The 22,612-nt window shown below is 65.0% G+C and carries 19 protein-coding genes and 1 tRNA gene; 11 read left to right on the forward strand and 9 right to left on the reverse strand.

The genetic code is table 11. The features are described from left to right. Positions 1 to 4: 4 nt before the first annotated feature. Genes CLM73_RS09315 through CLM73_RS09335 form a run of 5 tightly spaced genes read right to left on the reverse strand, consistent with a single transcriptional unit; the run spans position 5 to position 6,001 of the window. The gene (locus tag CLM73_RS09315; RefSeq protein WP_105238188.1) at positions 5 to 661 is read right to left on the reverse strand and encodes a response regulator transcription factor; all 657 of its coding nucleotides are present in this window, start codon (positions 659 to 661) and stop codon (positions 5 to 7) included. 19 nt (positions 662 to 680) lie between these two features. After that, positions 681 to 2,102, reverse strand: a complete 1,422-nt coding sequence (locus CLM73_RS09320; RefSeq protein ID WP_105241444.1) for an HlyD family type I secretion periplasmic adaptor subunit — start codon at positions 2,100 to 2,102, stop codon at positions 681 to 683. 7 nt (positions 2,103 to 2,109) lie between these two features. Further along, on the reverse strand, positions 2,110 to 4,275 hold the full coding sequence (locus CLM73_RS09325) for a type I secretion system permease/ATPase (RefSeq protein WP_418904932.1): 2,166 nt from the start codon (positions 4,273 to 4,275) through the stop codon (positions 2,110 to 2,112). Then, the gene (locus CLM73_RS09330; protein WP_105238190.1) at positions 4,259 to 4,471 is read right to left on the reverse strand and encodes a hypothetical protein; all 213 of its coding nucleotides are present in this window, start codon (positions 4,469 to 4,471) and stop codon (positions 4,259 to 4,261) included. Before CLM73_RS09330 ends, CLM73_RS09325 begins: the two co-directional genes overlap by 17 nt. Before the next feature lie 24 nt (positions 4,472 to 4,495). Further along, a complete protein-coding gene (locus tag CLM73_RS09335) occupies positions 4,496 to 6,001 on the reverse strand; it encodes a TolC family outer membrane protein (RefSeq protein ID WP_105238191.1) in 1,506 nt (501 codons plus the stop codon). A gap of 531 nt (positions 6,002 to 6,532) precedes the next feature. Between CLM73_RS09335 and leuC the strand changes: the two genes are divergently transcribed. From leuC to CLM73_RS09390, 11 genes are all read left to right on the forward strand, one after another. Then, positions 6,533 to 7,936 (forward strand): 3-isopropylmalate dehydratase large subunit, encoded by a 1,404-nt coding sequence (gene leuC, locus CLM73_RS09340; protein WP_105238192.1) that lies wholly within the window; start codon positions 6,533 to 6,535, stop codon positions 7,934 to 7,936. Between the two features lie 23 nt (positions 7,937 to 7,959). After that, positions 7,960 to 8,610, forward strand: coding sequence for a 3-isopropylmalate dehydratase small subunit (gene leuD, locus CLM73_RS09345; protein WP_105238193.1), 651 nt, complete (start codon positions 7,960 to 7,962; stop codon positions 8,608 to 8,610). 29 nt (positions 8,611 to 8,639) lie between these two features. Next, the gene (gene leuB / locus CLM73_RS09350; RefSeq protein WP_105238194.1) at positions 8,640 to 9,716 is read left to right on the forward strand and encodes a 3-isopropylmalate dehydrogenase; all 1,077 of its coding nucleotides are present in this window, start codon (positions 8,640 to 8,642) and stop codon (positions 9,714 to 9,716) included. Positions 9,717 to 9,862: 146 nt separating this feature from the next. After that, positions 9,863 to 10,993 carry an aspartate-semialdehyde dehydrogenase gene (gene asd, locus CLM73_RS09355; protein WP_105238195.1) on the forward strand — a complete coding sequence of 377 codons (1,131 nt, stop codon included), beginning with the start codon at positions 9,863 to 9,865 and terminating at the stop codon, positions 10,991 to 10,993. A gap of 328 nt (positions 10,994 to 11,321) precedes the next feature. Next, positions 11,322 to 13,442, forward strand: a complete 2,121-nt coding sequence (locus CLM73_RS09360) for a FimV family protein (protein ID WP_105238196.1) — start codon at positions 11,322 to 11,324, stop codon at positions 13,440 to 13,442. Positions 13,443 to 13,445: 3 nt separating this feature from the next. After that, positions 13,446 to 14,255, forward strand: coding sequence for a tRNA pseudouridine(38-40) synthase TruA (truA, locus tag CLM73_RS09365; RefSeq protein WP_105238197.1), 810 nt, complete (start codon positions 13,446 to 13,448; stop codon positions 14,253 to 14,255). A 52-nt stretch (positions 14,256 to 14,307) separates the two neighbouring features. Next, the gene (locus tag CLM73_RS09370) at positions 14,308 to 15,405 is read left to right on the forward strand and encodes a TRAP transporter substrate-binding protein (RefSeq protein WP_105238198.1); all 1,098 of its coding nucleotides are present in this window, start codon (positions 14,308 to 14,310) and stop codon (positions 15,403 to 15,405) included. Positions 15,406 to 15,510: 105 nt separating this feature from the next. Then, the gene (locus tag CLM73_RS09375; RefSeq protein WP_105238199.1) at positions 15,511 to 16,176 is read left to right on the forward strand and encodes a phosphoribosylanthranilate isomerase; all 666 of its coding nucleotides are present in this window, start codon (positions 15,511 to 15,513) and stop codon (positions 16,174 to 16,176) included. Between the two features lie 165 nt (positions 16,177 to 16,341). Then, a tRNA-Val gene (locus CLM73_RS09380) sits at positions 16,342 to 16,418 on the forward strand. 155 nt (positions 16,419 to 16,573) lie between these two features. After that, on the forward strand, positions 16,574 to 17,287 hold the full coding sequence (locus tag CLM73_RS09385; RefSeq protein WP_105238200.1) for a hypothetical protein: 714 nt from the start codon (positions 16,574 to 16,576) through the stop codon (positions 17,285 to 17,287). A gap of 64 nt (positions 17,288 to 17,351) precedes the next feature. Beyond that, complete coding sequence (locus CLM73_RS09390; protein ID WP_199778271.1) at positions 17,352 to 17,771, forward strand: YbaN family protein; 420 nt, start codon at positions 17,352 to 17,354, stop codon at positions 17,769 to 17,771. Between the two features lie 30 nt (positions 17,772 to 17,801). On the opposite strand, the gene CLM73_RS09395 is transcribed toward CLM73_RS09390, so the two are convergent. From CLM73_RS09395 to CLM73_RS09410, 4 genes are all read right to left on the reverse strand, one after another. Then, complete coding sequence (locus CLM73_RS09395; RefSeq protein ID WP_105238201.1) at positions 17,802 to 19,583, reverse strand: IlvD/Edd family dehydratase; 1,782 nt, start codon at positions 19,581 to 19,583, stop codon at positions 17,802 to 17,804. Between the two features lie 62 nt (positions 19,584 to 19,645). Then, on the reverse strand, positions 19,646 to 20,662 hold the full coding sequence (locus CLM73_RS09400) for a TRAP transporter substrate-binding protein (protein WP_105238202.1): 1,017 nt from the start codon (positions 20,660 to 20,662) through the stop codon (positions 19,646 to 19,648). A gap of 31 nt (positions 20,663 to 20,693) precedes the next feature. Then, the gene (locus CLM73_RS09405; protein ID WP_105238203.1) at positions 20,694 to 21,974 is read right to left on the reverse strand and encodes a TRAP transporter large permease; all 1,281 of its coding nucleotides are present in this window, start codon (positions 21,972 to 21,974) and stop codon (positions 20,694 to 20,696) included. Between the two features lie 43 nt (positions 21,975 to 22,017). After that, a complete protein-coding gene (locus CLM73_RS09410) occupies positions 22,018 to 22,575 on the reverse strand; it encodes a TRAP transporter small permease (RefSeq protein WP_105238204.1) in 558 nt (185 codons plus the stop codon). Positions 22,576 to 22,612 lie beyond the last annotated feature (37 nt).

The raw sequence follows: 22,612 nt of genomic DNA on the forward strand, positions 1-22,612 counted from the left end.
AGGTTTACGCGGTGACTTTGCTGCGCGCGTCAGTGGGTGCGGAAATGCCGTGCACCAGCAGCGCAAGCTGCAGGCGGTCGGTGACGCCAAGCTTGTCGAAAACCGCTGACAGATGCGCCTTGACCGTGCGTTCGGTGATGCCCAGCGCTTCGGCGATCTGGGCGTTGGCCTGGCCGCTGGCGGCGTAGCGCGCGACGGTGATTTCGCGCTCGGTCAGCCGGCCGCCGTCCCAGGCGTGGGCGTCCTGCGCACGCTCGGTGACAAGCTTGAGCAGGCGGGACACCAGCGAGCGTCCCATCCAGATGCCGCCGGAGGCGACGACTTCCAGCGCCTGCGCCATCGCGGGGGGTTGCGCATAACTGTGGCAGTAGCCGTGGGCGCCGGCGCCCAGCGCCTGCGTGCCTTGCTCGTCGTTGGGGCTGGCGCTGGCGACCACGACATGCAGGCCGGCCAGCGTCGGCGTCCAGGCAGGATCGTGCCAGGAGGGGAGCTTGGGCACGTCGGCATCCAGCACCGCCAGCGTACGGCCTTGTTCTCGCCAGCGTTGCAGATCCGCCAGGCCTCGCCCGCGGGCAGCCATCCAGCGCGCCGGGTCAAGCGCGCGCCAGTGCTGCCAGAGCAGGTCGTCATGCGTAATCAACAGGACGGGAATGGGTTTCATAAGGCCTTGAAGCTCTCCATTAACGTTCGGTGAAGGCGTTGGACTTCGCCCGCAGAATGGGCTTGAGCAGGTACTGGAGCACCGTGCGCTTGCCTGTCAGGATATGAACCTCTGCCACCATCCCGGGGATGATGGGCAACAGCTTGTCGCCTACCGTGCTGCGGTCGGTGCGCACGCGCACGACATAGTAGGAATTGCCTTTCTCGTCGGTCACGGTGTCGGCGCCGATCTGTTCAACGCGGCCTTCCAGGCCCCCGTAAATCGCGAAGTCGTAGGCCGTGAACTTGACTTCGGCCTTCTGGTCCGGATGCAGGAAGCCGATGTCGCGCGGCTGGATGCGCACTTCGAGCAGCAGCGTGTCGTCCGTGGGCACGATCTCGATGATGTCCTTGCCCGGCTGCACCACGCCGCCGACCGTGTTGTTGAACAGGGTCTTGACGGTGCCGCGCACCGGGGCGCGCACTTCGGCCAGCTTGACGCGGTCGACCAGCGCCGCCTTGCCTTCGCGCAGGGTCGCCAGCTTGGTGTTGGTTTCCGAGAGCTCGCTGCGGGCCTGGTTGCGGATGTTCAGTTCGGTTTCCTGGATCTTGCTTTCGGCTTCCTTGATGGACGCCTGGAAGCGGTCGATCTGCGCCTCGGCGCCTTTCTGCTCGCCGCAATAGCGGGCTACGTCGCGCTGCAGACGCAAGAGGTCGACCTCGGAGACTGCGCCGCTCTTGAGGAGCGGCCGGGTCACCTGCAGCTCGCGCGAGGTCAGGCCGCAGCTTGCCGACGCCTGGTCGCGCTTGGCGATGGTTTCGCGCAGATCTTCCTGGCGCTGCTTGAGCTGTTCGCGGGCCACGTTGACGGTGGCATTGAGCTCCGTGTTGCGCGCCTGCCAGGCGTTGCGTTCCATTTCACCCAGGCCGGGCGCCTGCTTGAGCACTTCCTCGGGCGTGACGAACGGTTCGCCCGTGGCCAGCGCCTTCAGGCGGGCCGCCTTGGCCAGCAGCGACAGGTACTCCGCGTTGTTCTCGCCCAGCGACGAGGTAAAGCGGGTGGAGTCGATCTTCAGCAGGATCTGGCCCGCCTCGACTTCCTGGCCGGGCCGCACCAGAATTTCCTCGACGATGCCGCCGTCCAGGCTCTGGATGATCTGCACCTGGCGCGACGGCACGACCTTGCCTTCGCCGCGGACGACTTCGTCGATGCTGCCAAAGCCCGCCCAGACGAGCAGGCCCATCGTGGCCAGCAGCGAGGTCCAGAGCAGAATGCGCGAGCCGCGCGCCTGGGACTCGTGGATGACCCATTCGGCGTTGCCGATGTAGTCGGACCGCTGGGCGGGCTTGCCTTTCTCGGCGCCGTCCAGCAGGCGATCGAAGAAAAATACAAAGAGGTTGCGCGGGGCGCGCAGCAGGTTGCCAAAGAAACCGTGCTTGGGGGCTCCAGGATTGTTCAGCATGGTTTTCTCAGCTTCCGCGTCCAACGCGTCCTTGACGCAGGGCTTCGACAACTTGTTCCTTCGGACCGTCGGCCACGATATGGCCGTTGTCGATCACGATGAGACGGTCGACCAGTTCAAGGAGCGCGGTACGGTGCGTGACCAGCAGGATCGTCTTGGTTGCGCTGGCTTCGCCCAAGCGCTTGCGAAGCTGGGCCTCGCTCTGGTGGTCCATGTTGCTGCTGGGCTCGTCCAGCAGCAGGATCGGTGGATCGTTGATCAGCGCGCGGGCCACGGCCACCGATTGGCGCTGGCCGCCGGAGAGCGATTCGCCGCGCTCGCCGATGATCATGTCGAAACCATTGGGATGCAGGTTGGCGAACTCGGTCACGCCGGCCATGTTGGCCGCCGCCAGAATGCTGGCGTCGTCGGCGTAGGGCGCGCCCATCGCCAGGTTGTGCTTCAGGCTGCCGTAAAAGAGCAGGGGATCCTGCGGAACGTGGCCGATGGCCCGGCGCACGTCGGCCGGGTCGATCTGGCGCACATCCACGCCGTCCAGCAGCACGGCGCCTTCGGTCGGCTGGTACAGGGACAGCGCCAGCTTTTCAAGCGTGGTCTTGCCCGAGCCGATGCGGCCGATGATGCCGACTTTCTCGCCGGGCTTGAGCTTGAACGACACCTTCTTGAGCACCGGCTGCGTGCTGCCGGGATACACGAAGGTCACGTCGCGGAATTCCAGGCCGCCGTGGAACACGGGGCGATGCAGGAACTCGGCCTCGGCCGGACGCTCGATCGGCATCTTCATGTAGTTGTCGATGGAACCCAGCGACGTGCGCGCATTCTGGTATTGCATCAGCAGGCCCGCGACCTGACCCAGCGGCGCAAGGCAGCGGCCGGCGATCATGGACGCGGCGATGATGCCGCCCATCGACAGCGCCGATTCCTGCGCCAGGTACACGCCGATGATGACTACGGCAATCGACACGAGCTGCTGCACGGCCTGCACGAAGCCCACCGTGGAGGACGAGATCAGCTTGAGCTTGCCGCCCGTCTGCGCGATGAATTCCGTTGCGCGCTCCCAGTTGCGCTGGATCGCGCCCTGGGCGTTCAGCGTCTTGACGGCTTCCAGGCCTGTCAGCGCCTCGACGAGCGTGGCGTTGCGCTGCGACGAGGCCTGGAACGAGGCCATCGTCAGTGCTTCCATGCGCGCCTGGGCGGCCAGCGACACCAGCAGGATCAGCACGATCGCGACCAGCGGCGGCAGGATCATCCACGGCGAAATCCAGGCCAGGGCGGCCAGGAACAGCAGGATGAAGGGCAGGTCGACCAGCGTGGTGATGGTGGCCGATGCGATGAAGTCGCGAATGGATTCGAACGAGCGCAGGTTGGCCGCGAAGGACCCGACCGAGACCGGGCGGCCTTCCAGCCGCAGGTCCAGCACGCGTTCCATGATCTGCGCGGACAGGCGCACGTCCACGCGTTTGCTGGCGCTGTCCACCACATGGGACCGCGCCGTGCTCAGGATCATGTTGAAGATCACTACCAGCGTGATGCCGATGGCCAGCACCCACAGCGTTTCGACGGCGTTGTTCGGCACCACGCGGTCGTACACGTTCATGGTGAAGAGCGGCATCGCCATGGCGAACACGTTGATCAGCAGCGCCGCGACGAGGGCGTCGCGGTACAGCCGGCGGTTCTCCATGATGGCCGCCCAGAACCAGTGGCGTTCTCGCACCTTGGAGACTTCCGGGGCGCGGGCGTCAAAGCGGAATTGCGGGCGGACAAAGCACACCAGGCCGCTGTACTGCTGGGCCAGTTCGGCCGGATCCATTTCGAACGAGCTGCCGCCCAGTTCGGGATGGCTGACCACGAATTTGCCGCCGTCCTTCTTGAGCAGCAGGCACGCGCGTTCGCCCTTGAGCAGCAGAATGGCGGGCAGGAGGTCCTGCGAGATGTCATCGAGCGAACGCTTGACGACGCGCGCCGACAACTGCGCCCGCGCAGCCGCGCGCGGCAGCAGGGCCGGCGTGAGGCGGTGTTCTTCAAGGGGCAGGCCCGCCGACAAGGCTTGCGCGGTGGCCGTCACGCCATGCAGGCGGGTGATTTCCACCAGGCAATCGAGCAGCGGATCGTCGTGCGCGGCACGAGCATCAGCGCGCCAATCCCGGGCGGCCTTCTCAGATAACTTGTCCATCTTCGTCATCCAACAGGTCGAGGTGTTCCGAGAGGCGCGCACGCTGCTGCTTGCGCTGGGTGAGCTTTTGCTGGGCCTGGACAGGCAGGTCTGTCATCCGCAAGGTGCCGTTGGCGATCAACGCGTCAATTAAGTCTTCAAGGACGCGGACAAAGTCCGCATCCAACTGCGAGAAATCACTGCCCTTGTTTGCCATTGGGCCTCCTTGCGGCTGCTCCGGTCAGGGCCGGGCGGCAGGCGCGTTCACCGGCACCAGCGTGGGGGGCAGGGTGCCTTCGTTGTAATGCACGCGCACGGGAGCCAGTCGGGCGGTATCCGGAACGGTCGAATTGCACAGCTTGATCACTTCGTCCGACACTTCCAGCTTGCCGTTTTCCTCGGGCATCTCATTGCGCGCGGGTTGCAGCGACAGCGCCGGCAGCAGGGTGTGGGAAAGGGCCAGCCAGCGGTACTGCGCAAGACGCAGATCATAAATGGCATTGGTCAGCGCACGGCGCGATTCGAACAGTTCATTTTCCGTGTCCAGCAGGTCCAGCAGAGAGCGCTGGCCAATCTGGAACTGTTGCGCGTACGCATCACGCACCTTCGTCGTGGCCACTTCGTGATCGCGCAGGAAGGGCAGCTTCTGGCTCAGGCTGGTGATGTTGTTCCAGGCCACGGCCAGGTCCTGCTGCACATTGCGGCAGGTGTAGTCGCGGATGTCGCGGGCGGCATAGGACTGGTTGGCGGTCTGGCGCACGCGGGCGGAGTCCGCGCCGCCGCGGTACAGGTTGTAGCTCATCACGACCTGGACGCTGGAGCTCTGGATGTCGCGGCTTTGCGGGGTCGGATCATTCTGGTCGCGGCCCGTGTTGGCGACGAACTCAAACTTCGGCGAGAACGCGCCCTTGGACGACTGCACGCCCGCCTGAGCGGCCTGCAGACCGGCCTGCTTGGACAGGAAACTGGGGTTGCGGCGCAGCGATTCATTGAAATTGCCCGGGGCCTTGGGCAGCTTGTCGGCAATATCGGGCGCCGGCAGCATCGATTCAGGCGGGAAGGCGCCGGTTACGCGCTGGAAGCGCTGTTGCACGTCCAGCAGGTTGGCCGTTTCGGTCATCAGGTTGGTCTGGGCCAGCGACAGACGGCCGCCGGCCTGTTCCAGGTCGACGCGCCGGCCGACGCCGGATTCCGTGCGCTCGCCGATCTGCTTGAGGGTGCTTTCATGCAGCGAGTAATTCTGGCGAGCCAGCAGCTCCATGTCGCGGTAGCGCTGCAGGTCGATATAGGCCTGCACGGCGGTGAACGCGGTGTTGTCGCTGGTGGCCAGCACGTCATAGAAGCGCGCCAGCTTGTCGAAACCGGCCTGCTTGACGTCGTTGGTGGTGCGGAAGCCGTCAAAAATCAGCTGGCGCAGTTCGACGCTCCAGCCAGGGCGGTTCCAGCTCTGCGAGCCGACGCCGGGCACGTTGTTGCGCCATTCGCGGCCCAGGTAGCCCTGCGCATTGATCTGCGGGAAGTAGGCGGCGCGGGCGACGGCCTGGCCTTCCAGGGACGCCTGGAAGTCGTGGTACTTGGCCTGGATTTCAGGATTGCTGAGCAGGGTCTGCTCGACGATCTGATTCAACGTCACTTGCGGTTGCCCGGCGGGTGCGGCAGCGGCGGGCGTTGCGGACTGTGCAAAAACGGCGGGGGCAAATGCAAGGGCAAGGACCGAAGTCGTGCTTTTGAGCAAAAACGAAGCCATAGTGATTATTCGCGAGTCAAGTTGAGATTGAATGGCCGCCATGTTGTATGTAAATGTCAATTTTGGCGAGTCAAGATTTGTTAAGTCTTGAGGATTGTTACTGGCGGTCCATCAGGTGAATTTCGCGCAACATCTAACTACTTCATCGAATTTGCACGAACATCGCTTTACCGGGAATTGATTATTTCTATTAATACGGATTATTACGTACTATTTCGAAGCTAGTCCTTCCAGGGCGTGCGTCGATTATATCTATTTGAGAGTTCTGTATCTATTTTGTTTACCAATTTGTATCGATCCTCTAAATCGCAAATCGATTAATTCGTTATGCAACAAGTCGATACATCGATCCTCAGCCGCCCGGGCGGCACGATCAGCATGGTAGTGGTAGTACTGGTATATAAGGTGTGCTTGTACTAGGTTTGGTGGGTGGGCATAATTCCTCTCATGCCGCAGCAGCCGGCGCGGCAGGGAAGCGTTTTACCCACTGCGCCAGGCTCGAGCCGGATTGTCTATTTGCAGAGCGCATCCATGGCCCAAACCCTTTACGACAAACTCTGGGACGCCCACATCGTCCACCAGGAATCAGACGGCACCTGTCTGCTCTATATCGACCGGCACCTGTTGCACGAGGTCACCAGCCCGCAGGCGTTCGAGGGGCTGACGATCGCCGGGCGCAAGCCGTGGCGCACCGGCGCCAACCTGGCAGTGGCCGATCACAACGTGCCCACGATGAACCGCGCCCAGGGCATCGACGATCCGATCTCGCGTCTGCAGGTAGACACGCTGGATGCCAATTGCGGCAAGTACGGCATCACCGAATTCCGCATGAACGACCTGCGCCAGGGCATCGTCCACGTCATCGGACCGGAGCAGGGCGCCACCCTGCCTGGCATGACCGTGGTCTGTGGCGACTCGCACACCAGCACGCACGGCGCGCTGGGCGCGCTGGCCTTCGGCATCGGCACGTCCGAAGTCGAGCACGTGCTGGCCACGCAGACGCTGCTCATGAAGAAAGCCAAGAGCATGCTCATCAAGGTCGACGGCGAACTGCCCTTCGGCTGTACGGCCAAGGATGTCGTGCTGCACGTCATCGGCATCATCGGCACGGCCGGCGGCACGGGCCACGCCATTGAATTTGCCGGCAGCACGATCCGCGCGCTCTCCGTCGAAGGCCGCATGACCGTCTGCAACATGGCGATCGAAGCCGGCGCCCGTTCGGGCATGGTTGCCGTCGACGACAAGACTGTCGAATACTTCCGCGGGCGCCCGTTCGCGCCCTCCGGTGTCGTCTGGGATCAGGCCGTCAAATACTGGCGCACCCTGCACACCGACGAAGGCGCCAAGTTCGACACGGTGGTTGAAGTCAATGCGCGCGACATCAAGCCGCAGGTCACCTGGGGCACGTCGCCCGAAATGGTGCTGCCGGTGGATTCCCGCGTGCCGGACCCCGACCGCGAGAAAGACGACGTGCGCCGCAGTGGCATGGAGCGCGCGCTGGAGTACATGGGCTTGAAGCCCAACACCCCGCTGACCGACATCCGCGTGGATCGCGTGTTCATCGGTTCGTGCACGAACTCGCGCATCGAAGACCTGCGCGCCGCGGCCGTCGTGGCGCGCGGCAAGCGCGTGGCGTCCAATGTGCGTCAGGCCATGGTGGTGCCGGGTTCGGGCCTGGTCAAGCAACAGGCCGAACGCGAAGGCCTGGACAAGATCTTCATCGAAGCCGGCTTTGAATGGCGCGAACCGGGCTGTTCGATGTGCCTGGCCATGAACGCCGACCGCCTCGAACCCGGCGAACGCTGTGCCTCGACTTCGAACCGCAATTTCGAGGGCCGGCAAGGGCAGGGCGGTCGCACGCACCTGGTCAGCCCGGCCATGGCCGCCGCCGCCGCCGTCGCCGGCCATTTCGTCGACGTCCGCACGTTTCGTTAAGCGACAAGCACCGAGTAGACATCATGCAAGCATTTACCAATCACGAAGGCCTGGTGGCGCCGCTCGACCGCGAAAACGTCGACACGGACCTCATCATCCCCAAGCAGTTCCTCAAGTCCATCAAGCGCACGGGCTTCGGTCCCAACCTGTTTGACGAGCTGCGCTATCTGGATCACGGCGAACCGGGCATGGACAACAGCAAGCGTCCGCTCAATCCGGACTTCGTGCTGAACCAGCCGCGTTACCAGGGCGCCTCGGTGCTGCTGGCGCGCAAGAACTTCGGTTGCGGCTCCAGCCGTGAGCACGCGCCCTGGGCGCTGACGCAGTTCGGTTTCCGCGCCATCATCGCGCCGTCGTACGCCGACATCTTCTTCAACAACAGCTTCAAGAACGGTCTCTTGCCGATCGTGCTGTCCGAGCTGGAAGTGGCGCGCCTGTTCGACGAAGTGAAGGCCTTCCCGAACTACAAGCTGAACATCGACCTCGACCGCCAGGTCGTGATCGCCGCGGACGGCCGCGCCATGGGTTTTGACATCGAACCCTTCCGCAAGTATTGCCTGCTGAACGGCTTCGACGACATCGGTCTGACGCTGCGCCATTCGGACAAGATCCGCGCCTTCGAGGCCGAGCGTCTGGCCCGTCATCCGTGGCTGGAAAGCCGCCCCATCGCCTGATCAAACCATCGACACAGGATCGCTATTCAATGACCCACAACATCGCAGTCTTGCCCGGTGACGGCATTGGCCCGGAAATCGTCGAACAGGCCGTGCGCGTCCTGAAGGCGCTGGATGTGCCCTTCGATATCAAGCAGGCTCCTGTTGGCGGCGCGGCGTTCGACCAGTTCGAACACCCGCTGCCGCCCGCTACGCTGAACCTGGCCAAGGAATCGCACGCCGTGCTGTTCGGCGCGGTCGGCGACTGGAAGTACGACACCCTGCCGCGCGAGTTCCGTCCGGAACAGGCCATTCTGGGCCTGCGCAAGGCGCTGGGCCTGTTCGCCAATCTGCGCCCGGCCATTCTGTATCCGGAACTGGCCAGCGCGTCGTCGCTCAAGCCGGAGATCGTGTCGGGCCTGGACATCCTGATCATCCGCGAACTCACCGGCGACATCTATTTCGGCACGCCGCGTGGCGTGCGTTCGTCGCCGGACGGCGCCTTTACCGGCGAGCGCGAAGGCTACGACACCATGCGCTACGCCGAATCCGAAGTGCGCCGCATCGCGCGCATCGGCTTCGAATCGGCGCAAAAACGCAACAAGAAGCTGTGCAGCGTCGACAAGGCCAACGTGCTCGAGACCTCGCAGTTCTGGCGCGACATCGTGATCGAAGTGGCGCGCGAGTACCCGGATGTTGAGCTGTCGCACATGTATGTCGACAACGCGGCCATGCAACTGGTGCGCAACCCGCGCCAGTTCGACGTCATCGTCACCGGCAACCTGTTCGGCGACATTCTTTCCGATGAAGCGGCCATGCTGACGGGTTCGATCGGCATGCTGCCCTCGGCATCGCTGAATGCCAGCGGCCAGGGCCTGTACGAGCCCAGCCACGGCTCGGCGCCGGACATCGCGGGGCAGGGCATCGCCAATCCGCTGGCCACGATCCTGTCCGCCGCCATGCTGCTGCGCTACTCGTTGAACCTGGCGCCGCAGGCGGACCGCATCGAAGCGGCCGTGCGCAGCGTGCTGGCCAGCGGCCTGCGCACCGCCGACATCTTCGAACCCGGCACGACGAAGGTCAGCACCGCGGGCATGGGCGACGCCGTCTTGAAGGCGCTTGCCTGATTGGGATGCGTGTCGGGGCCGCCGCAAGGCGGCCCCGTTTTTTTCCAGCTGCGGTGCAACATCCCTGCGTGCATTCTGATAAATTGTTGAATTGCACGAAAATTTTCCCCTCCCTATCTTGCCACCCCCTTTAAAGAGCGATTGAAATGAATCAAGCAGTAGGCCTTGTCGGCTGGCGCGGTATGGTCGGCTCGGTGCTCATGCAACGCATGCGCGACGAGAACGACTTCGCACTGATCGAACCGGTGTTTTTCTCCACCAGCAACGCTGGCGGCGCCGCGCCCACGTGGGCAACTGGCGCAGGTCCGCTGCAAGACGCCTACAACATTGACGCTCTGAAAAAACTGCCGATCATCGTGACGGCGCAAGGCGGCGACTACACGTCCGAGGTCTATCCCAAGCTGCGCGGCGCGGGCTGGAACGGCATCTGGATCGACGCGGCCAGCACCCTGCGCATGGCCGACGACGCCATCATCGTGCTGGATCCGGTCAACCGCCCGGTGATCGACGCGGCGCTCAAGCGCGGCGTGCGCAACTTCATCGGCGGCAACTGCACGGTCAGCTGCATGCTGATGGGCCTGGCAGGCCTGTTCAACAACGACCTGGTGGAATGGATGACCTCCATGACCTACCAGGCCGCGTCCGGCGGCGGCGCACAGCACATGCGTGAACTGCTGACTCAGTTCGGCGAGATCAACCAGTCGGTCAAGTCCCTGCTGGACGACCCGGCCTCCGCCATCCTGGAAATCGACCGCGGCGTGCTGGCCAAGCAGAAGGACGATGCGCTGCCCCACGAACACTTCGGCGTGCCCCTCGGCGGCAACCTGATTCCCTGGATCGACAAGGATCTGGGCGACGGGATGTCCAAGGAAGAATGGAAGGCCGAAGTCGAAACCAACAAGATCCTGGGCCGCGGCGCTGCCTTCGGCACGGCGCCCACCCCAATCGACGGCCTGTGCGTGCGCATCGGCGCCATGCGCTGCCACAGCCAGGCGCTGACCATCAAGCTCAAGCGCGACGTGCCGCTGGACGAGATCGAAGCTCTCATCGCGCAAGGCACGCAGTGGGCCAAGGTCGTTCCCAACACCAAGGAAGCCACCGTTTCCGCGTTGACGCCCGTGGCCGTCACCGGCACGCTGGACATTCCGGTGGGCCGCCTGCGCAAGCTGTCGATGGGCTCGCAATACCTGGGCGCCTTCACGGTCGGCGACCAACTGCTGTGGGGCGCCGCCGAGCCGCTGCGCCGCATGCTGCGCATCGCGCTGAACGAAGCCTGATGCCGGGGCGGGCGGCTGTTTCAGCTGCCCGTTTCACGCAACGATGCAGTCAGGGCACCTTCGGGTGCCCTTTGTTTTTTGGCGTAGGGCGGGATCGTGCGAACGGTCGACGTGCACCATCGTGGCGCAGTGCGGCTTCGCACCGTGCGCATGCGGCGGGCAGAAGGCCCCGCGCGCGGCTGTCAGTCAACGAGTTTGCCTTGTTCAGGTTTGTGAAATGCGCGCCATCCATTACACTTTTCGGGTGAATTGAGGCTGTTTTTTGCGCCGCAAATGGCGCGAATGGGCCCAGGCCCGTAATTCGATTACAAGAACGGAATTCCAGCTTATGACCCAGCGTTCGCGCCAAGTGAAGCATGCCCGCCGTTTGAAAGCCCTTCAGTGGGCCATTGCGCTGGCGATCGGCTCAAGCGTCTGCGGGTCGGCGCTGGCCATGCGCGTTGGGCATTCGCGCGTCGTTTCCGTACCGGGCGCGCCGCTGCAGGCGACCGTCGGTCTGCAGGAATTGACGCCCGAAGAGATCAGCTCACTCAAGGTTTCCATTGCCGACGAAGCCGCCTGGCAGCGCGCGGGCGTCAAGCCGCCGGTGCCGCTTGCAAGCATGGTGGTCCGCGTCGAAGACGGGATGGATCCCACGCGCAAGAATCTGCGGGTGCGGTCCACACAGGCGCCGGCGGGCGGGGCCGTGGATTTGTTGCTGGACATCAATTCCAGTTCGGGACAGCGGCAGGTACAGGTCAGCATCCTGGTGCCGTTGCGCGGCACCAGCGCCGATGTCACGCCCGCCGCCGTGGGCGCCCCTGGCCGCGCGGGCGGCACGTCGGGCACGGTCACGGTGAAGTCGGGCGATTATCTGTTTGCCATCGCGCAGCGCAATGCGGTGCCCAACGCGTCGGTCTATCAGATGCTGGTCGCGCTGTGGCGCGCCAATCCGCAGGCCTTCATTCAGAACAACATGAATCTGGTGCGTTCCGGCCAGACGCTCAAGATTCCGGACGCCGCCACGGTGCGCGCCATCGATCCGGCCGAAGCCCGCCGCATTTTCAACGAGCATGCCGAGGCGTACGCGAAGTATCGCGGCCGCGTTGGCGCGGCGGCAGGGGCGAATCCGTCGGTGGTCAAGGGCCAGGACGCCGCCTCCGGCACGGTCGCCCCGCCGGCTGACACGGGCGTCGCCACTGCCGCGCCGACGCAAGACCGGGTTCGGCTGTCGACCGGCCAGGCGCAGGACGGCGCGGCCGCGCAGGCCGAGGCGCAGGCGGATGCCAAGACGTCCGCCGATCGCGCGCTGGCGGACACGCAAGGGCGCGTGAATCAGCTTCAAGCCAATGTGGACGAATTGACGAAGGCTGTTGCGCAGCAATCGGCTGCGGCTGGTGCAGGTGCGGCTGGTGCTTCGGGCGCCACCGGTGCAGCGGGTACTTCGGGTGCAGCAGGTGCTACGGGTGCAGCAGGCACGCCGGGCGCAGCAGGCACGCCGGGCGCAGCAGGCACGCCGGGCGCAGCAGGCACGCCGGGCGCAGCAGGCACGCCGGGCGCAGCAGGCACGCCGGGCGCAGCAGGCACGCCGGGCACAGCAGGCACGCCGGGCGCAGCAGGCACGCCGGGCGCAGCAGGCACGCCGGGCGCAGCAGGCACGCCGGGCGCAGCAGGCACGCCGGGCGCAGCAGGCACGCCGGGCGCAGCAGGCACTTCGGGAGCAACAGGCACGCCGGGTACAGCAGGCACACCGGGCGCAGCAGGCACACCGGGCGCAGCAGCAGGCACACCGGGCGCAGCAGGCACACCGGGCGCAGCAGGCACACCGGGCGCAGCAGGCACACCGGGCGCAGCAGCAGGCACGCCGGGCGCAGCAGGCACGCCGGGTGCAGCAGGCACACCGGGCGCAGCAGGCACACCGGGCGCAGCAGGCACTTCGGGAGCAACAGGCACTTCGGGTACAGCAGGCACGCCGGGCGCAACAGGCACGCCGGGCGCAGCAGGCACACCGGGCGCAGCAGGCACACCGGGCGCAGCAGGCACACCGGGCGCAGCAGGCGCAGCAGGCACGCCGGGCGCGGCAGGCACCCCAGGTGCCGCAAGCACCCCGAGCGCCACAGGCGCCCCGAACGCAGCAAACACTCCCGGCGCTACCTCCTCCTCTCCCTCCGACGCCGACAAACCCGTCGGCACGCTTCCGGATAAAACCGTGCAAACTGGCATGCCCGGCTGGCTGGCCGACAATCTTCTCGTGATCGTTACCGCAGTGCTGGCGCTGGTCGCCTTCGCCATTGCCTGGCTCTTGCGCCGGGCGGGCGCGCGGCGCGACGACGATGACGAGGACACCTACACGTACAACGAGCCGGCGCTGGATACGGCAGCGCTGAACCGCAAGCTCGACACCATCAATCTCGACCTGGACGTACCGCCCACGGACGAACCGCGCCGTATCGGCGGTCCTCGGGTTTGAAGCATGTCTAGAGTTGCATTGGGGCTGGCGTATGACGGCTCCGCCTGGCAGGGTTGGCAGACACAGCCGCACCGGCAAACGGTGCAGGATTCGCTGGAATCCGCCCTGGCCAGTTTCTGTGGTGTCACCGACCCCGTGCCCACGATCTGCGCCGGGCGCACCGACACCGGCGTGCATGGCGCAATGCAGGTGGTCCATCTGGACACCGCGCTGAACCGCAAGACGGAATCCTGGGTGCGGGGCGTCAATGCGTTTCTGCCGCCCAGCATTTCGGTCCAATGGGCCGAGGAAGTCTCCGACGAATTCCACGCGCGCTTTTCGGCGCGCGCTCGCACTTACGTCTATCTGCTTTGGCGAGGCCGGGTGCGTCCGGCGCTGTGGGCGGGACGTGCGGGCTGGTGTTTTCAGCCGCTGGATGTGGACGCCATGCGCGAAGCCGCAAAGGCGCTGGTCGGCGAGCATGATTTTTCCAGCTTCCGTTCCTCGCAATGTCAGGCCAAGCATCCGGTGCGGCACATGCACAGCCTGGAGATCGAGGAGCGCGGACCGTTCCTCGTCTTCACGCTGAAGGCAAACGCGTTTCTGCATCACATGGTGCGCAACATCATGGGCGCGCTGCTGCAGGTCGGGCAGGGCAGGGAATCGGTGGACTGGATGACGCAGCTTCTGGCGTGGCGCGACCGTAGACGCGGCGCGCCCACCTTTGCGCCGGACGGCCTATACCTTGCCGCCATCGACTACCCGGAAGCTTTCGGGCTGCGCGAACTCGACGGCGGGGCGTCGCTGCTGTCGCCCTTTACTCAATCCTATTAGGGAAGCCGCCGCGCCGCCGGCGGGATCCCGCGCCTTTCTGGAGGCATGCGCCATGCAACGCCGCGCGTTTCTGAAGCAGACCGCCCTGGGCGCCGCCGCCGGCAGCGCCGTGCTGGCAGTGCCCGCCATTGCGCAGGACGCGCCCAACCTCACATGGCGGCTGGTTTCGGATTTTTCGGCCGATGCGCCCGCGCTGTTCGCGGGGGCTGCAGACGTCGCGCGATACGTGGCCGAGGTCACGGAAGGGCGCTTCAACATTGAAGTCTTTCCGGCCGGCCAGTTGTTCCAGCCGGGGCAGGCGCTGGAGGCGGTGCAGCACCGCATTGTCGAATGCGGCCATGCGGCGTCGGCCCGGTATTTCGCCACGGATCCGGCGCTCTGCTTTGACGGCGGCGTGCCGTTTGGTCTGAACACACGCCAGATGAATGCCTGGATGCGGAAAGGCGAGGGCCTGACGCTGACGCGCGAGGCCTTCGCCAAATTCGGCATCCTGAACTTTCCGTGCGGCTATACCGGCGCCCAGATGGGCGGATGGTTCCGCGGCGAAATCAAGACCGTTGATGACCTGCGCGGCCTGAAGGTGGCGGCGGACGGCTTTACCGGCCACATCCTGTCGCGATTGGGCGCGACGCCCGTCGACATCCCCGCCGGCGATGTGCACGCCGCGCTGGCGCAAGGCCTGGTGGACGGGGCGGCCACGATCGGCCCATTCGAGGACGAGCGGTTCGCGTTGTTCGAGGTCGCGCGGAACTACTACTTTCCGGGCTGGTGGGCCGGCACGCAGCAGTTGTCGCTGTACGTGAATCAGGACGCGTATGGCGAACTGCCAAAGTCCTATCAGACCGCGCTGTCGCTGGCCTGCGCCGCCGCGTGCAACGACATGATCGCCACGTTTGATGCCAACAATCCGGTTGCGTTGCGCCGGTTGGCGTCGCAGGGCGCGCAACTGAAGGCGTATCCGCGGCCTGTGCTGCAAGCCGCGCATGAAGCCACGCTGGCGGCCTGCAGTGAATTGAGCGCCAAAGACGCGATGTTCAAGAAGCTCTACGACAGCATGCTGGCTTTCCGCAACACGCAGGTCCCCTGGTTCCGCATGGCCGAGGGCAGCTTCGATAATATGGTGGCGACGCTGGGCGCGCGCGGCGTGTAGGGTCTGAACAACGGGTTTGGAGTCGGGTCCGTGTCGTGGGCCCCTTGCGAGGCCGGATATACTGGCCCAGCCAGTCGCCGCGGGGCGACACCTCAAAAATATGCCATGCGTACACGCATAAAGATCTGCGGGCTGACCCGCGAAGAAGACATCGAAGCCGCCGTTTCAGCCGGCGCCGATGCGATTGGCTTCGTCTTCTATCCCAAGAGCAAGCGCTGCCTCACGCCCACGCGCGCCGCGCAGTTGCGCCGCGGGGTGCCGGCGTTCGTCGACGTCGTTGCGCTCTTCGTGAATGCGCAAGAGGAAGAGGTCCGCACCGTGCTCGGCGAAGTCGGTCCCGACCTGCTGCAATTTCATGGCGACGAAACGCCGCTGGAATGCGCGCGCTACGGGCATCGCCACCTGCGCGCGTTTCGTGCCGGGGCGCCCGGTCTGGAGACGCCGGAAAACCTTGCAACCACATGCCGCGCGTACGGCCAGGCGGCGGGATGGTTGTTCGACAGCTACAGCGCCGGCTATGGCGGCAGCGGACATGGGTTCGACTACGCGTTGCTGGACGATGTGCGCGCCGATCCCATGTCCCGCCCGTTGATCCTGTCCGGCGGATTGAATGCGGAAAACGTGGGCGCGGCCATCGAATCGGTGCGGCCTTTTGCGGTTGATGTGAGTAGCGGCGTGGAAGTCGAGCAAGGAATAAAAAGTTCTGATAGAATCTCGTTCTTCGTTGCTGCGGCACATGACGCAGACACGAAAATGAAGGAAAAGAAGTAGTGCTGTAGCGTATTTAATACGCGCATTTAGTGAACGTGTGGAAAGGCCAGTTTGGCAAAGCCGCGAGGCAAAGTTAAATACCTGGAAACGCAATAAACACCGCAAAAAATCTTCCAAGACGATTTGCACAGTTTAAAAAAGCACTATATAATTCTTCTTCTTTGCAGGCGGTTAGCTCAGCTGGTTAGAGCGCCACGTTGACATCGTGGAGGTCGTTGGTTCGATTCCAATACCGCCTACCAAATTCCTGCAAAGGTGTGTTCGATAGAGCTAGTCGGACACAGACCTGAAAAGCCGCGTAAGTCTTATGACTTCGCGGCTTTTTGCTTTTGCGCGCGCGTTTTTGCATCAATACCCACGCAGGTATATTCCCTCTTTCTTAATTCAAATCCCGCCCATGCACTGCACGTTGAAGGCGTTCATTCTGGCTCAGTTGCTGTGGTTGCCTGGCTGCGTAATCAAGATGCCGGCGCCGGCGCAATCGGCCAGCGCAGAGGCGCCGATGTATACCGGCGGGGATCGCCGCGCGGCGGCTGCGTTGCGCGCGGGCGATGAACAGCAGGCTGCCGAGGCCGTGAAGGCGTTCGGTTCGTCATCGGCGGCGGCGCAGGCGCGGGTCGAAGAGGGCTATCGCCTTTTTCGCGAAGACCAGCCCGGCCCCGCCATGCGGCGTTTCAATCAAGCCTGGCTGCTCAATCCCGACAACCCCGAGGTGTACGCAGGGTTTGCGGTGGTCCTGGAAAGCCAGCGCAAGATCTGCCAGGCGATGAGCATGATGGACCGCGCGATCAGCCTGAATCCGCCGGCGTTTCGCGGCATTCATGCGGACGCGGGCCGGATTGCGGCGCGTTGCGCGGCCGAGGACAAGACGCTGCCGCCCGAGGCACGCATTGCCGCCACGACGCGTTCCGATGAGTGGTATCGCAAAGGCGAGGCCGTCGAGCCCGACAAGGGCTACCTGTATGCCTCGTGGGCCACGGCCTATTATTGGCGCGGCCAGTATGGCGAGGCGTGGGCCATGGTCCACAAATCGCGCGCCGCGGGCGGCAGCCCCGATGCGGAATTCGTCAGGATGCTGCGCGCCAGGATGCCGGAGCCCGCGGCATCGTGAGCGGCGCGGCGCAGGAAACCGGCTGGCTCCCCGTCAGCCCATTTGCGATATCCTGCACACCATCATGATGAGAGCACTTTGGTTATGCCTGGGCTGCCTGATGCTGGCGCTGGGCGTCATTGGCGCCTTTCTGCCGGTGATGCCGACGACGATCTTCCTGATCCTGGCGGTGGGCTGCTTTTCCCGCTCGTCGCCCCGGCTCGAGAAGTGGTTGCTGGACAGCCCCACCTACGGTCCTTCGCTGCGCGCCTGGCGTGAACAGGGCGCGGTGTCGCGCAAGGGCAAGACGTACGCCAGCCTGGGCATGGCCGCGGGCTATGTGCTGTTTTACTGGAGCGCGAATCCGTCGCCGTTGCTGGCCATCGGCGTGGGCATCTTCTTCCTGGCCAGCGCGGCCTACGTGCTCAGCCGGCCCGGCCCGCATGCCGACGGGCAGGCCACAGACCCGACCACCGACCCGGCCGACACGCCTTCGCGTAAATAGCCCGCATCTCCACAGCAATCCCCGCACCCCTCAATGCGAATGCCGCGGATCTCCGCGCGTCTCCACCACCTTCAAATACAGCGTCGCCGCCTCCAGGCATCCGCCCGTGGACAGTTGTCCCACGGTCTGCCGGTAGAGCTCCTGCCAGGGCGTCTGCGACGGCGGCGCTTCATATGGCGGTTCCTGGCGGCGCCGTTCCAGTTCCGATTCATCGACCTGCAAGGTGACCGACCGCTGGTTCAGGTCCACGCGGATCCGGTCGCCCGTGCGCAGGAGGGCAAGCCCGCCGCCCACCGCGGCTTCCGGCGACATGTTCAGGATGGAAGGGCTGGCGGACGTGCCGCTCTGGCGGCCGTCGCCCATGCAGGGCAACGAGTCGATGCCGCGCTTGATGAGGTGCGCCGGCGGCGCCATGTTCACGACTTCCGCGCTGCCGGGGTATCCCACGGTGCCCGCGCCGCGGATCACCAGGATGCAGTGTTCGTCGATGTTGAGGGCCGGGTCTTCGATGCGGGCGTGATAGTCCTCGGGGCCTTCGAACACGATGGCGCGCGCGTCGAAGGCGTTTTCCGAGCCGGGTTCCGACAGGTACGCGCGGCGGAACGCTTCGCCCACGACCGACATCTTGATGATGGCGCTGTCAAAGAAGTTGCCCGACAGCACGATGAAGCCGGCGCGGTGCTTGAGCGGCGTGTCGCAGCTTCGGATCACCTGCGCATCGTGCGTCTTCGACGCCGCCGCGATGTCGCCGATGGTCTTGCCGGACACGGTCCCGCAGTCCGGATGCAGACGGCCCGCCGCCAGCAGTTCGTGCAGCACGGCCGGCACGCCGCCCGCGCGGTGAAAGCCTTCGCCCAGGTACTCGCCTGCGGGCACGCAGTTGACCAGCAGCGGCACGTCTTCGCCCAGCCGCTGCCAGTCGTCCAGGCTCAGGTCGACGCCCATGTGGCGCGCAATCGCGATCAGGTGCGGCGGGCAGTTGCTGGACGCGCCCAGCGCCGAGGCGACGACGATGGCGTTCTCGAACGCCTGCCGCGTCATGATGTGCGACGGCCGCAGGTCCTCGCGCACCATGTCGCAGATGCGCATGCCGGTGGCATACGCCATCTGGCCGCGCTCGCGATACGGGGCGGGAATGCTGGCACAGGTGGGCAGCGACATGCCCAGCGCTTCGGCCAGCGAGTTCATGGACAGGGCGGTGCCCATGGTGTTGCAGTGGCCGATTGACGGCGACGACGCCGTGGCCAGCGTCATGAAGCCTTCGTAGTCCAGCTTGCCCGCGGCCATCAGGTTGCGCGCGTGCCAGATGACGGTGCCCGATCCCACGCGCTGTCCCTCATGCCAGCCGTCCAGCATGGGTCCGCCGGACAGCACGATGGCCGGGATGTCGACGGTGGCCGCGGCCATCAGGCATGCGGGCGTGGTCTTGTCGCATCCGGTGGTCAGCACCACGCCGTCCAGCGGATAGCCATGCAGGATCTCAACCAAACCCAGATACGCCAGATTGCGATCCAGCGCCGCGGTGGGCCGCCGGCCCTGTTCGGCCAGCGGATGCACCGGAAACTCCATCGGGATGCCGCCGGCGTCCCGGATGCCCGCCTTGATGCGTTCGGCCAGCGCCAGATGGTGCCGGTTGCAGGGCGCCAGATCGCTGCCGGTCTGCGCGATGCCGATGATCGGCCGCCCCGACTGCAGTTCCTGGCGCGTCAGGCCGTAATTGAGATAGCGCTCGACGTAGATCGCCGTCATGTCGGCGTGCGAGGGATCGTCGAACCATTTCTGGCTGCGCAGTCGGCGGGGTGTCTGGGACATGGCTGTCTCGCTTCGGTTGCTTACTGGCCCGGACCAAAAGCGGATCCGGGCCACCATTGACGCTAGTTGCGCGCCTTCTGGATTTCGTCGTTCAGTTGCTTGACCAGTTCCGGGCCGAGCTCCTGCGTGTACTTGTCGACCACGGGCTGCACCTTCTGGCGCATGCGGGCCACTTCTTCCGGCGTGACCGTGTTGATCTTCATGCCGTTTTTCTCAAGCGTGCCCATGGCCTTGGTGGAATCGGCGCGGCTGTCCTGCCGTTCGAAGTCGCGCGACGACGCGGCGGCCTGGCGGATGAGCTTCTGCTCTTCCGGCGACAGCGTGTCCCACCACTTTTTGGAAGCCAGCACGACCCACGGCGTGTAGACGTGGCGCGTGATGGTCAGGTAGGGCTGCACCTCGTAGAACTTGCTGCTCTGGATCGTGGTGATGGGGTTTTCCTGCCCGTCCACCGTGCGCGTTTCCAGCGCGGTGAACAGTTCCGAGAACGGCATCGGCACCGCATTGGCGCCCAGCGTGTTGAACACGCCCAGCGCGATCTGGTTCTGCATGACGCGCAACTTGATGCCCTGCAGGTCCTCGGCGCGCGTGATCGGGCGCTTGGAGTTGGTCATGTTGCGGAACCCGTTTTCCCAGTAGACCAGGCCGACGATGCCCTTGGCTTCCAGCTTCTTCAGCAGGTCCTGCCCGAGCGGGCCGTCCAGCACCGCGTCGGCTTCCTTTTCGCTGTTGAACAGGAACGGCAGGTCGAACACGCCGAACTCCTTGACCATGCCCGCCAGCGGCGCGGTCGACCCCACCATCATTTCCTGGGCGCCGCCCACCAGCGCACTCTGCATCTGCTCGTCGGAACCCAGGTTGGCCGAGCCGAAGGTCCGCATCTTGAGCTTGCCGCCGCTGATCTTCTCCAGTTCCTGCGCCAGATGGCGGGCCGCGCGGCCCTGCACGCTTTCCTCGTTCAGCCCGTAGCCGAAGCGGATGAGGCGCGGCTTGACGTCCGCGGCCGCGGCCACTCCGGCGACGGTGCAGGACAGCACCGTCGCCAGGACAAGAATGCGGGTCTTGAATTGCTTGATCATGGTGTTTCTCCTCGGGGGGTTTCAAGTGCCGCTAGTGCATCCAGCGTGCGGGTACGGTGATCAGTTCGGGGAAGATCACCAGCAGGACCAGCAGCAGCGTGTAGGCCACGACGTAGCGCCACACCCCTCTGCAGATGGTTTCCATATTGATGCGGGCCACGCCGCAAACCACGTTGAGCACCGTGCCCACCGGGGGCGTCAGCAGGCCGACGCTGCCGACCATGACGAACATGACGCCGAAGTAGACGGGGTCGATGCCCGCCTTGATGACGACGGGCATGAGCACCGGGGCGAGGATCAGGATGGTCGGCGTCAGATCCATCACCGTGCCCACCAGCGTCAGCAGGATCAGCAGGGCGAACATGAGCAGCTTGGGCTGATCCATGACCGGCTCCAGCAGCGCAATCAGGTCCTGCGGCAGGTCGGCCAGCGTGATCATGTAGGACGAGACCATGGCGGCCGCCACCAGGAACATGACCACGGCGGTGGTGCGCGCGGCATTGACGAAGAGCGGCCCCAGGTCGCGCCAGCCGATCTCGCGGTAGACGAACAGGCTGACCAGCAGCGCATACACGGCGGCGACGACGGCAGCCTCGGTGGGGGTAAAGATGCCGCCGCGCAGCCCGCCGATGATGATGACCGGCAGGAACAGCGCCCACAGCGATCCGCGCAATGCTTTCAGCCGGTTGGACCAGGGCTCGCGAGGCGAGGGCGTGATGCTGCCGTGCTTGCGCGCGACCCAGGTCCACACTGCCACCAGCGTGAGCCCCATCATGAGGCCCGGCGCGATGCCGGCGAAGAACAGCTTGGTGATCGACACATTGGTGGCGACGCCGAAGATGATGAATGAGATCGACGGCGGAATGATGGGCGCGATGATGCCGCCCGAGGCGATCAGGCCCGATGCCTGGCCGGCGTCATAGCCTTTTTCGCGCAGCATGGGGATCAGCAGCGATCCCAGCGCAGCGGCATCGGCCACGGCCGAGCCCGACAGCGATGCCAGCAGCACGCTGGCGAAAATGGCCACATAACCCAGGCCGCCCTGGATGTGGCCCACGAACGTGTTGGCCAGATGCACGATGCGGCGCGAAATGCCGCCGGCGTTCATCAGTTCGCCGGCCAACATGAAAAGCGGCACGGCCATCAGCGTGAAGCTGTTGGCGCCGGACAGCATGTTCTGGGCGAGGAGCTGGGTGTCGTAGAAGTCCAGCTGGAACATCATGACGATCGCGCTGATGATGAGCGCGAAGGCGATCGGCATGCCCAGGGCGATCAGCCCCAGCAGCACGACTAGGAAGACGGTCAGGATCATTGCGGATATCCAGGCGGATGGTTGGGGGCGGGGAGGGGCCGGTTCAGACCGCCGGGTCTTCCGGACTGGATTCCGCCGGCAGCGGGCCGCCCGCAATCACGCGGACCAGGTCGATGAGGGTCAGGATGCCCATCGCCACGGCGGCATACAGTCCCGCCGCGTTGAACACGGCCAGCGGCATGCCGGTGACGGGCAGCACGGTGTCCATGCCGATCACGGTCTGGACCCAGCCGCCTTCGGTCATCAGCCACAGCACCCACAGGATCATCAGCTGACAGGCAATGTGCGACACGCGGCGGGCGCCCGGGCCGAAGCGTTCCACTAGCATGGTGACCCCGATGTGCTGGTGTTCGCGCAGCGCGATCACCGAGCCCAGGAAGATCATCCAGACGAAGGCCAGCCGCGAGACCTCGTCGGAAACATTGATGCCGGAGTTGAAGAGATAGCGCAGCGCCACGTTGCCGAACAGCAGCACGACCATCACGATCAGACAGGCCACCATCAGCCAGGTCTGCAGCACAAAACACCAGTCCGCGGCGCGGGCCAGCGGCGACCGGCCAGGACGCGATGGCCCCGGCCGCCCCAGTGGGGAAGCTTGCATGGTTGTCTCCTCTCCGTTTCCCGGAGTCTTTTAATCG

The organism is Achromobacter spanius (assembly GCF_002966795.1).
GTDB classification, from domain to species: Bacteria; Pseudomonadota; Gammaproteobacteria; order Burkholderiales; family Burkholderiaceae_B; genus Achromobacter; species Achromobacter spanius_D.